This is a genomic window from Nocardia aobensis NBRC 100429, from assembly GCF_000308375.1.
Lineage (GTDB): Bacteria > Actinomycetota > Actinomycetes > Mycobacteriales > Mycobacteriaceae > Nocardia > Nocardia aobensis.
Genome location: NZ_BAFQ01000071.1, coordinates 1 through 11,024 on the forward strand (window position 1 = coordinate 1; position 11,024 = coordinate 11,024).

The window sequence follows — 11,024 nt, forward strand, 5'->3', positions numbered from 1 at the left end:
GCATCCGGCGCGATATCGACCTGTTCGAGGGGCAGATCGAAGATGCCCTGGGCCGGAACCGTCACGCTCCCACCGTCTTCGGTGAAGGTCACCCCGATCGGCAGCTGCTGATTCGGCAGCGGCAGCACTCCGTTCCAGTCGCCGGTCACCGGTGCGGGGCGCGGCGTCGCGGTCACCTTGTCGGAGCTCGAACAGGCCGCCACGAGGGCCACGGCGAGCAGCGTGGCGACCACCGCGATCAGGTCCCGATGCCGCCGCGATGTCGGCGGTGTCCCCGCCCGGCTGCGGGATCCCGGCAAATCGGAGCTCTCAGACCGCGACGATCGCATGTCTCAACCATGACACACCGTTGCGGGCGCAGGGCTGTTTCGCCAGGTCACGACATGGGATGTCGAAGCGGCCGGGGAGGTCACAGGTCGGACCCGCGCCGCGTGCGGTCCGCGTCGAACCGGTCTCGGGGGTGTCACCGTGCGGACAACGCCGTTGCCCGCACAACGGTACGCCCGTACCGTAGGGTTTGTGAGCAACGACGCTTTACCCGCAGGTTCCGCGGCTCTGCCCGCAGGTGTGCGTGGCTCGGCCGCGGTCGAGTTCGAGCCCTTGGTGCGTAATTTCGCACGCATTGTCGGGGGCCGTGCCGGAGCCGGAGGAGGTCTGACCGTGCTTCGGCACGGTGAGCCGGTGGTCGATGTGTGGACCGGCTACTCCGATCTCGCCACCCCGTGGACCCGCGAGACGGGCAGCGTCGCGTTCTCCGCGACCAAGGGCATCGCCTCCACCGTGATCCATCGTTTGGCCGACCGCGGCCTGATCGACTACGACGCGCCGGTGGCCGAGTACTGGCCGGAATTCGGCGCGGCAGGAAAGTCGCGAATCACCGTGGCGCAGTTGCTCACTCACCGCTCCGGCTTGTCGTCGCTGCCGAGTGTAGCCGGCGGGCTCGACGAGGTGCTCGATCACGAACTTATGGAACACCGGCTGGCCGCCGCGGCGCCGGATCGGCTGCTGGGCGTTCCGGCCTATCACGCACTCACCTACGGATGGCTACTGGCGGGACTCGCCCGTTCGGTCACCGGCACGAGTATGCGCGAGTTGTTCCGCACCGAAGTCTCCGAGCCGCTGGGCATCGACGGCCTGCATCTGGGCCGCCCGGCGCCGGACTCGGCCACCACGGTCGCCGCGCTCGCCGGTTCCCGGCTGGCCGTGGCGGGCACGGCATTGGGCGCCCTGCTGCTCGGGCAGGCCGGACGCTTTCCCGGCCCGCCCGGCGCCGCCACCCGCGCACTGTTCCTGCCGGGCCTGCACGCCCTCTTCGACGGTGACGAGCCGTCTATTCTCGCGACCGAAATGCCTGCTGGGAACGGAGTTTTCACCGCGGGTGCACTGGCTTCGGTCTACAGCGCGCTCGCGAACGACGGCATGATCGCCGGTCGCCGGTACCTGTCGGCGCAGACCATGCGCCAGATCCGGCGGGTGCAGACCCGCCGGCTCGATCACGCCCTGTTCTACTTCCCGATGATGTGGCATCTGGGCTATCACACGTTCCCGATCCCGGGTGCCTCCTCCGGATTCGGCCATATCGGCCTGGCCGGGTGCTTCGGTTGGGCCGAACCGCGGCTGGGACTGTCCGTCGGCTTCGTGCACAACCGGTTCACGCCCCAGTCGTTCGTGTGGGATCAGCTGGCCGCCGCCTGGGTGCTGCCGCTGGTGATGCGTGGTGCACGGGCCATGCTCGACGGCCGTCGTTCGTCGCAGCGCCGCGCGGCCTGATCGGGCTCTGAACGCCGAACTGCCCTGTGCCGCGTCAGGTTTCGCGGCACAGGGCGGTGCGTGGGGGGAGATCAGGTGAGGTACTGGTAGGTGGGGGAGTCGGGATCGAGCTGCTGGCATTGGATCGGCGAATCGTCCATGCGCGCCAGCAGTGCCGCCAGGCCGGAGGGCGCGCCCAGTTCGATGCCGACCAGCGCGGCCCCGGTCTCCCGGTTGTTGCGCTTGACGTATTCGAACAGGGTGATGTCGTCGTCGGGGCCGAGCACCTCGTCGAGGAAGCGGCGAAGCGCACCGGGTTCCTGCGGGAAGTTCACCAGGAAATAGTGTTTGAGGCCCCGGTGTACCAGCGAGCGCTCGATGATCTCGCCGTAGCGCGAGATGTCGTTGTTGCCGCCCGACAGCAGGCACACCACCGTCGACCCCGGCTCGATGTCGATCTCGGCCAGCGCGGCCACCGCCAGCGCACCCGCCGGTTCGGCGATCACACCCTCGTTCTGATACAGCTCGAGCATGGCGGTGCAGATGGCGCCCTCGTCGACCTGCATCATCCGGAAAGAGCCTGCGCCCCGGGGGGATTCGGTGCCGATGAGCAGCGGCAGCGACGCATGTGACACCACGCGCCCACCGAATTTCGACACCGTGGCATAGGGCAGCTCGCCCACTCGCCGCACGGCGGCGCCGTCGACGAACGGATCGATCTGCGGCAGCGTGACCGGGCCGCCCGCGATGAGCGCGGCCGTCATCGAGGCCGCGCCCGCCGGTTCGACGCCCAGGATGGCGGTGGTATGCGAACGGTCGCGCAGATAGGTGCCGATACCGGCCAGGCAACCGCCGCCACCGACGGGGATGATCACCAGATCGGGGGCGGTCGGCAGCTGTTCGAGGATCTCCACCGCCACGGTGCCCTGTCCGGCCGCGGTGCGGGCGTCGTCGAACGGCGGGACCATGGTGGCGCCGGTGCGGGCGACGTCGTCGGCAGCCGCCGCGGCCGCCGCGTCGAAGGTGTCGCCGACGGCGATCAACTCCACGAATTCGCCGCCGTGGGCGCGGATGCGGTCGCGTTTCTGCTTGGGTGTGGTGGTCGGCACGTAGATGCGGCCCTGGATTCCCATCGCGCGGCAGGCGAAGGCCACGCCCTGGGCGTGGTTGCCGGCGCTGGCGGTGACGACGCCGGCCGCGCGTTCGCCGGCATCGAGTTGCACGATCAGGTTGTAGGCGCCGCGCAGCTTGTAGGAGCGGACCGCGGTGAGGTCCTCACGCTTGAGGTAGACGTTCGCACCGGTGGCCGCCGACAACCGCTCGATTCGCTGTAGCGGGGTCGGCTCGACGATGTCGGAAATTCGCTTGGCGGCCGCGTCGATCTCGTCCGCGCTCAGTTCGGGCAGCGGAGCGGATACTTTCTCTACGACATCCAGCGGTTCAGACACCCGAACATGCTATCGGTCGCGGTAGGTGCGGCGCGCGGCAGTTTCCCCAGCGGTCCGGTACGCCCGGAAACCGGCGACGCCCGGACCGAGGGCCGGGCGTCGCAGCGACGATCGCGGACCGGTGAATCAGGACTTCGGGGTCAAGACGAAGACCGGGATCTCGCGGTCGGTCTTCTTCTGATAGTCGGCGTAGTCCGGGTAGGCCTCGACCGCGCGCTCCCACCACACGGCCTTCTCCTCGCCGGTCACCTCGCGCGCGGTGTAGTCCTTGACCACATCGCCGTCGCGCAGTTCGACGGTCGGATTGGCCTTGAGGTTGTAGTACCAGACGGGATGCTTCGGGGCGCCGCCGAGGGAGGCGACCGCCGCGTACTCGCCGTTGTGCTCGACGCGCATCAGCGGAGTCTTGCGCAGTTTGCCGGTCTTGGCGCCGACACTGGTGACCAGGATGATCGGAATTCCGCGGTCGAGCAGGGTGTTGGCTTGTGACCCGTTGGAGGCCTCGTACTTCTCGGCCTGCTCGCGGGACCAGTCGGACGAGCTGGGTGCGTATTCTCCGGTGAGTGGCATGCCCGGCATAACAATCGAGGCCCGCGGATGTGTTCCCGGCGTCGTTCGTGACCGGATCGCCGCAAATGTTCGGTGGACCGAAATTCGGGATACGTGTAGCCTGACGGCATGACAGCGGTCAGCCCCATCGTTCGCCCGGTCCGCCGTGCCACGCATACGGTGCGGCTCGCCGGTGTGCCGTGGCCGGTGTACAAACTCGAGGCCGTCGCGCTGGGTCTGCTGCTCGCGCTGATGCTGGGCCTGATCACCGGGTCGGCGCAGCTCGCCGTACTGGTCGGCGCCGGATTCGCGGCACTGCGCTGGATCGTGGGAGTCGTGGCGGATCGCCCGCACCACACCGACTGACCCCACGGGCTATCAGCGCCCATCCTCACGTCGAACATGCTCCCGTCGGGATGCTCTGTCGTCGGTAGCGGACTGCGGCACGACGCACCGGTCGATGCGCGGCGCCGCGCGTCCTCAGCTCGCCAGGCAGCCCGGGCCGAGTAGCGCCTTCAGATCACCCATCAGCGCCGAGGACGGCGACACCCGCAAGTTGTCGGCGACCTTGAGCAAGGTGGTCTTCTCCCGCGATCCCACATGGCGGATGTGCACATCGGCGGTGCCGGGGTGGCTGGACAGGACGCGCTTGAGCGCGTTCACCTTGTCGGGCGTGCACAGCCGGGTAGGGATCGTCACCGCCAGCGGCTTCTCCATGCCGATCGACGACAGATCCGGCACCACCAGATCGTTGGCGATCAGCGAGATCCGGTCGTCGCGCACCGAGACGCGCGCCTTCACCAGCACCACGGCATCCTCGGCGATGTCCATCCCGTACACCGAATAGGCCTGCGGGAAGAACAGCACTTCGATACCACCGGTGAGGTCCTCCAATTGCGCCGAGGCCCAGGGCATTCCGTTCTTGTTGACGCGCCTGGTCACCGAGGCGAGGATGCCGCCGATGGTCACCTGCGCGCCGTCCTTGACGTCGCCCTGCAGAATCGCCGGGATCGGCGTATCCGCCTGGGCGGCGAGCACATGCTCCACCCCGTTGAGCGGATGGCCGGACACGTAGAGTCCCAGCATCTCGCGTTCCAGGGCCAGCTTGTGCTTGGCCTCCCACTCCTCGTCGGGCACCTTGACGTCGAAGACCGACGAGATGGAATCGTCACCGTCGTCGAGGCCGCCGAACAGGTCGAACTGTCCGATCGCCTCGGCCTTCTTGGTGGCCATCACCGCGTCGATGGCGTCGGAATGCACCAGCAGCAGGCCCTTGCGCGGATGGCCGAGTGAGTCGAAAGCGCCTGCCTTGATGAGGGATTCGGTGACCTTCTTGGTGCAGGCGATGGTGTCGATCTTGTTCAGGTAGTCGGAGAAGTCGGTGAACTTCGACTTCTCGGTGCGGGCGGCGATGATGGAGGCCACCACGTTGGTGCCGACGTTGCGCACCGCGCCCAGACCGAACCGGATGTCGGTGCCGACCGGCGCGAAGTTCTGCTCGGACTCGTTGACGTCGGGCGGCAGCACCGTGATGCCCAGGCGGCGGCAGTCCGACAGGTAGACCGCGGCCTTGTCCTTGTCGTCGCCGACGCTGGTGAGCAGGGCGGCCATGTACTCGGCCGGATAGTTGGCCTTGAAGTAGGCGGTCCAGTAGGAGACCAGGCCGTACGCGGCGGCATGCGATTTGTTGAAGGCGTAGCCGGCGAACGGGAGGATGGTGTCCCACAGCGCCTTGATCGCGGCCTTGGAGAAACCGTTCTCCAGCATGCCCTTCTCGAAGCCCTCGAACTCCGCGGCCAGCACCTCGGCCTTCTTCTTACCCATCGCGCGGCGCAGGATGTCTGCTCGTCCGAGCGAGTACCCGGCCACCTTCTGCGCGACGTGCATGATCTGCTCTTGGTAGACGATCAGACCGTAGGTCTCGCCGAGGATGTCCTTGAGCGGTTCCTCCAGCTCCGGATGGATCGGCTTGACCTCTTGGCGCCCGTTCTTGCGGTCGGCGTAGTCGTTGTGCGCGTTCATGCCCATCGGGCCGGGGCGATACAGCGCGCCGACGGCCACGATGTCCTCGAAGGCGGTGGGCTGCATGCGCCGCAGCAGATCGCGCATGGGCCCGCCGTCGAGCTGGAACACACCGAGCGTGTCACCGCGGGCGAGCAGTTCGAACGTCTTCGGATCGTCCAGCGGCAGCGCGTCCAGGTCGACGTCGACACCGCGGTTGGCCTTCGCGTTGTCGATCGCGTCACCGAGCACGGTGAGGTTGCGCAGGCCGAGGAAGTCCATCTTCAGCAGGCCGATGGCCTCACACGACGGATAGTCCCAGCCGGTGATGATGGCGCCGTCCTGGGCTCGCTTCCACACCGGGATCGCGTCGGTCAGCGGCTCCGAGGACATGATCACCGCGCAGGCGTGCACGCCGGCGTTGCGGATCAGGCCTTCCAGTCCCTTCGCCGTGTCGTAGATCTTGGCGATATCGGGATTGGATTCGATGAGGGTGCGGACCTCGGCGGCCTCCTTGTACCGCTCGTGCTCGGGGTCGGTGATACCCGACACCGAGATGTCCTTGGCCATGATCGGCGGCGGCAGCGCCTTGGTGATCTGGTCGGCGATCGCGAAGCCGGGCTGGCCGAACAGCACGCGGGCCGAATCCTTCAGCGCCGCTTTGGTTTTGATGGTGCCGAAGGTGATGACCTGGGCGACCCGGTCGGTGCCCCACTTCTCGGTGGCGTAGCGGACCATTTCACCGCGGCGGCGATCGTCGAAGTCGATATCGATATCGGGCATCGACACGCGCTCGGGGTTGAGGAATCGCTCGAACAGCAGACCGTGCGGCAGCGGGTCGATGTTGGTGATCTTCAGCGCGTAGGCGACCAGCGAGCCGGCGGCCGAACCACGACCGGGCCCGACCCGGATCCCGACCTCGCGAGCGTGATTGATCAGGTCGCCGACGACGAGGAAGTAGGCCGGGAAGCCCATCTCGAGGATGACGTTGATCTCGTATTCGGCCTGGTCGAGATACTTCTGCGGGACACCGTCGGGGAAGCGGTACTCGAGGCCGCGCGCGACCTCCTTGCGCAGCCACGACGCCTCGGTCTCACCCTCGGGAACCGGGAATTTCGGCATCCGGTCGCGGTGGGTCCACACGTCCTCGTAGGACTGCACCCGCTCGCCGATCAGCACGGTGTTGTCGCAGGCGCCGGGGACCTCGCCGTCCCAGATCTCGCGCATCTCCGCGGCCGACTTCAGGTAGTAGCCGCTGCCGTCGAATTTGAAGCGGGTCGGGTCCGAGAGCGTCTTACCGGTCTGAATGCACAGCAGCGCTTCGTGATTCGTGGAGTCGGATTCGTGCACGTAGTGGCAGTCGTTGGTGGCCAGCGGCGGGATGCCCAGCTTCTTGCCGACCTCGATCAGGCCCTCGCGCACCCGTCGCTCGATGGACAGCCCGTGGTCCATGAGCTCGAGGAAGAAGTTGTCCTTGCCGAAGATCTCCTGCCACTTGGCCGCGGCCTCCAGGGCCTCGCGGTCGTGGCCCAGGCGCAACCGCGTCTGCACCTCGCCGGACGGGCAGCCGGTGGTCGCGATGATCCCTTCGGCGTACTGGGCGATGATCTCGGCGTCCATCCGCGCCCACTTGCCGAGCTGTCCCTCGATGGAGGCCAGGCTCGACAGCTTGAACAGATTCCGCAGACCGGTCGCGTTCTCGGCGACCATCGTCATATGCGTGTAGGCGCCGGAACCGGAGACGTCGTCGCTCTTCTGGCTCGGGTCACCCCACTGCACGCGTTTGGTGTTGAACCGCGACTCGGGCGCGATGTACGCCTCGATGCCGATGATCGGCTTGATGCCCTGCTTCTTGGCCGAGTTGTAGAACTCCGAGGCGCCGTACATGTTGCCGTGGTCGGTCATCCCGACCGCGGTCATCCCGAGCCGCTCCGCCTCCTTGAACAGGGGCGTGATCTTGGCGGCGCCATCGAGCATCGAGTACTCGGTGTGATTGTGCAGATGTACGAATCCCGAGTCGGCCACGCGAGGAATCCTAGTCGACCGGACCGACACCCGGCGCCAGGGAACTACATGCGTGCAATTCGCGGTTCGGCGGTTCGCGGCGAGTCCGCCGGAATCGCCGCGAACCGCCCGCATCACCGTGGCGAATCTCACCGCAGCGGGCGATAGCCGGAAGGGATTCGAGTGGCCCCCGGTAACGCCGCGCGAGCCCGGCGGCGATAACCCGGCTGCGAGAGCCGAACGGTCCACAAGGGCAGATCGGTGCGTCACGGCGGTCGGTGGTCTTCGGGCCACTCCCCGTCTCGCCGATGACGGTCGACCGAGACGAGGGCGGTCGGCCGTCATCATTCCCTTCACCGTTGTCTTCGTCGTCGAACGCCGCCGTAGGTAGTTGCCGGCGGATCGCGAGCGGGCGGCCTCCCACTACTCGCATTCCCGACATCCGATGCGCGCGAGCATTAACGTAATCACTCGCGCTGCGCGATGATTCGAGTAGTTCGCTACTCGCGAGCGACACGGTACGGGGCGGGAGGATTACCGGTATGAAGCGTTTGGTTGTGTGCTGTGACGGCACGTGGGGATCGGAGAGCACTCCGACGGTCTCCAATGTTGTGAAGATCGCCGAGTCGGTGCGGTCGAGTGCCGTCACCGACGCGGGCGACCATGTGGGACAACGGGTTTTCTATGTCGACGGCCCCGGCTCCCGCGGCTATCTGGCCGATAAACTGCTCGGCGGCGCGTTCGGGCTCGGACTCGACGCCAATCTGTCCACGATGTACTGGCAGCTCGCCCTGAATTGGGAGCCGGGGGACGAGATCTACGTCTTCGGCTTCAGTCGCGGGGCCTATACGGCCCGCAGCCTGGTCGGGATGGTCAACCGGCTCGGGCTGCTCACCGCCGACGCGATGATCGAGCGGACGTATCCGGAGGCGCTGGCGATCTACCGCCAGCGCAAACTGGATCCCGACGGCCCGGATCGGCCGGAGTGGATCGAATTCCGTGAGCGGCATTGCGTCTATCCGGTGCCGATCCACTTCGTCGGCGTCTTCGACACCGTCGGCGCGCTCGGGGTGCCGCTGCTGACCTCGTGGCGCTACCGCTTCCACGATGTGCGGCTGTCGCGCAATGTGCGGTACGCGCGGCAAGCGCTGGCGATCGACGAGCGCCGCCGGATGTACGCGCCCTGCCTGTGGGAGGTCACCGACGACCCCGAGGGCGGCCCGGTCGGTGCCGACCGGGTGCAGCAGGTGTGGTTCCAGGGAGTGCACACCGATATCGGCGGCGGCTACGCCGACAGCCGGCTCTCCGACATCACGCTGCGCTGGATGGTCGACCAGGCTCGCGGGGCCGGATTGAGTTTCGACGACGAGCGCATCGAACAGCTCCTGGGCCGCGGTACCCCGGCGCAATCGGCCGGCGCGCCGGATTCGACTGTCGCCGTGGCGGATTCGACGCCGAATTCGCCTCCGCGGGCGCATGATTCGCTGACCGTCTTCTACCGCGTCCTCAATCGGGTGGGGTGGGCGTTGCATCCGCGCAACCCCCGCTTCTACGCCGATTCCTGGCGCCGTCTGTGCGCACCCGGTGATCGGCTCGTCTACCTCGCCGACTGTGCCGCGCCGTGCGCGACCTACCGCCCGCCGAACGTCGTCCGCTGGGCCGAGGAACTCGCCGGACCGCTGCCCACCCTGCCGGTCGGCGAGCACGACGAGCACGACGACGGCGTCGACGGTCACCACCCGGCAGCCGAACAGCATGTGCCGGGCGCAGAGCATCCGGCGGGCAGCGGCTCGGTCGCCGGCACCGCCGCCTGACAGTCACCGCGTGCCCCCGGCGTTCGCCCAGCGCGTTCGCCGGCGGCGCGGTGCGGCGGCTCAGGGGGAGCTGCCGCTTGCTGCTGCCGGAAATGACCGGTTCTCGACGCTCGGCGGGAGTGCCGCCTCGGAACCGGTGGCGGCATGGCGGTGTTTTTCCGGCGTATGGAGTGGTCCCGAGCCGAGTGATCCCCGGCCGCTGAAACCTGTCCCGGGCGCTTCCGGTACGCGCCCGGGTTCGCTTGTGTCTCAGTGGCTTAAAGGTGGGGAGCGATCTCGGCTCGGAGCAGGGCAGTGCTGCGTGATCTGATCGAGATAAAACCGGCGTGTGATCCGTTGCACACATTACTGCAGGTCCAGCGGATTTTTCTCAGCGTAATAACACTCGCTGTTCATGTGGCGTTATGTTTACGTTAACTTACCGCAATCATTCTGTGACTCGCCAGGAAGCAGACCAACGGTCTGTTTTCACCGCGGCGAGCGGGCTTTTGTTCTGTGGATCGTCGCGATGGTCCCACCACCGTTCGACATACCCGGAGCTCGTATCGCCATGCAGATCAGAAGACTGTTACCCCTCGCCGTCCTCGCCGCCGTCGTCACCGTGCCCGTCGCGGCCCACGCCGACGCCCCGGCTGTGCCGCCGCAACTGCAGCAGGGCGCCCAGCAGTGGGCGCAGGGATTGCCGCAGCCGCAGCAGGATCAGGCTCAGCAATTCCTGCAGAACCTGCCGCAGCCGCTGCAGCAGGTGGTCCCGCAGACTTATGCCGACAACCTCGACGGCTGGATCAAGCACGCGCTGTTCGTGATGGGTCAGCACGGCATTCCGGGCAGCTACGACGGCATCTACCGCAACGTCATGCGCGAGTCGGGCGGCAACCCGCGTGCCATCAACCTCTACGACTCCAACGCCGCGGCCGGCATCCCGTCCAAGGGCCTGATGCAGGTCATCGATCCCACCTTCGCCGCCTATCACGTCGACGGCACCTCGGGTGACATCTACGACCCGGTCGCCAACATCGCCGCCGCCTGCAACTACGCCGCACACCGCTACGGCACGATCGACAGCGTGTTCTCGGCGTACTGATCCGGGCTCGCTCCGGCCTCAGCGCACCAGCAGCGCCACCGGCAGGCGGGCGAACAGCTTCTCCAGCCGGGTGCGGCCGGTGAACGTATGGCCGGTGAGGCGGTCGGTCCAGGTGCCCGAGGGCAGGTCGAGGACGGTATCGGCCCACCCGCCCTCGGCCAGGGCCACGCTGTAGCGGGTCGCGGCCACGATCACCTGCGGCGCCTCGCCGCTGCGGCCGCGCGCGTACCCCACCAGGTGTTCGCTGCGGTCGCCGCTGCCGAACAGCGGTGTATAGGAGCCGCCGACGAAGCAGTCCGGCCGCTCCCGCCGCAACCACAGTGCGTAGGCGACGATCCACATCTTCGCCGCCCCGGAATTGTCCAATTCCGGTGT

At 67.4% G+C, this 11,024-nt stretch carries 7 protein-coding genes and 2 pseudogenes; 4 read left to right on the plus strand and 5 right to left on the minus strand.

Annotated elements, in window-relative coordinates:
- Positions 1-299 (minus strand): annotated as a pseudogene (locus RJ03_RS09700) (hypothetical protein); the annotation flags it as partial.
- 304 nt (positions 300-603) lie between these two features.
- Between RJ03_RS09700 and RJ03_RS09705 the strand changes: the two are divergent.
- Entirely contained in the window at positions 604-1,770 is a 1,167-nt protein-coding gene (locus RJ03_RS09705; RefSeq protein ID WP_281032273.1) for a serine hydrolase domain-containing protein, read from the plus strand.
- Positions 1,771-1,841: 71 nt separating this feature from the next.
- Here the strand turns inward: RJ03_RS09705 and ilvA are convergent, their stop codons facing one another.
- Together ilvA and RJ03_RS09715 are read right to left on the minus strand one after the other, a co-directional pair.
- The gene (gene ilvA, locus RJ03_RS09710) at positions 1,842-3,197 is read right to left on the minus strand and encodes a threonine ammonia-lyase IlvA (protein ID WP_051024513.1); all 1,356 of its coding nucleotides are present in this window, start codon (positions 3,195-3,197) and stop codon (positions 1,842-1,844) included.
- 126 nt (positions 3,198-3,323) lie between these two features.
- On the minus strand, positions 3,324-3,767 hold the full coding sequence (locus tag RJ03_RS09715; protein ID WP_036500445.1) for a nitroreductase family deazaflavin-dependent oxidoreductase: 444 nt from the start codon (positions 3,765-3,767) through the stop codon (positions 3,324-3,326).
- A gap of 108 nt (positions 3,768-3,875) precedes the next feature.
- Between RJ03_RS09715 and RJ03_RS09720 the strand changes: the two genes are divergently transcribed.
- Entirely contained in the window at positions 3,876-4,112 is a 237-nt protein-coding gene (locus tag RJ03_RS09720; RefSeq protein ID WP_036500438.1) for a hypothetical protein, read from the plus strand.
- Between the two features lie 114 nt (positions 4,113-4,226).
- Here the strand turns inward: RJ03_RS09720 and dnaE are convergent, their stop codons facing one another.
- Positions 4,227-7,772 (minus strand): DNA polymerase III subunit alpha, encoded by a 3,546-nt coding sequence (gene dnaE, locus RJ03_RS09725; protein ID WP_036500439.1) that lies wholly within the window; start codon positions 7,770-7,772, stop codon positions 4,227-4,229.
- Positions 7,773-8,293: 521 nt separating this feature from the next.
- On the opposite strand from dnaE, the gene RJ03_RS09730 reads away from it, so the two are divergent.
- Together RJ03_RS09730 and RJ03_RS36680 are read left to right on the plus strand one after the other, a co-directional pair.
- Positions 8,294-9,565, plus strand: coding sequence for a T6SS phospholipase effector Tle1-like catalytic domain-containing protein (locus tag RJ03_RS09730; protein WP_083870710.1), 1,272 nt, complete (start codon positions 8,294-8,296; stop codon positions 9,563-9,565).
- A gap of 550 nt (positions 9,566-10,115) precedes the next feature.
- Complete coding sequence (locus tag RJ03_RS36680) at positions 10,116-10,649, plus strand: transglycosylase SLT domain-containing protein (protein WP_086007217.1); 534 nt, start codon at positions 10,116-10,118, stop codon at positions 10,647-10,649.
- A gap of 18 nt (positions 10,650-10,667) precedes the next feature.
- Here the strand turns inward: RJ03_RS36680 and RJ03_RS09740 are convergent.
- Positions 10,668-11,024 (minus strand): annotated as a pseudogene (locus RJ03_RS09740) (malto-oligosyltrehalose synthase); the annotation flags it as partial.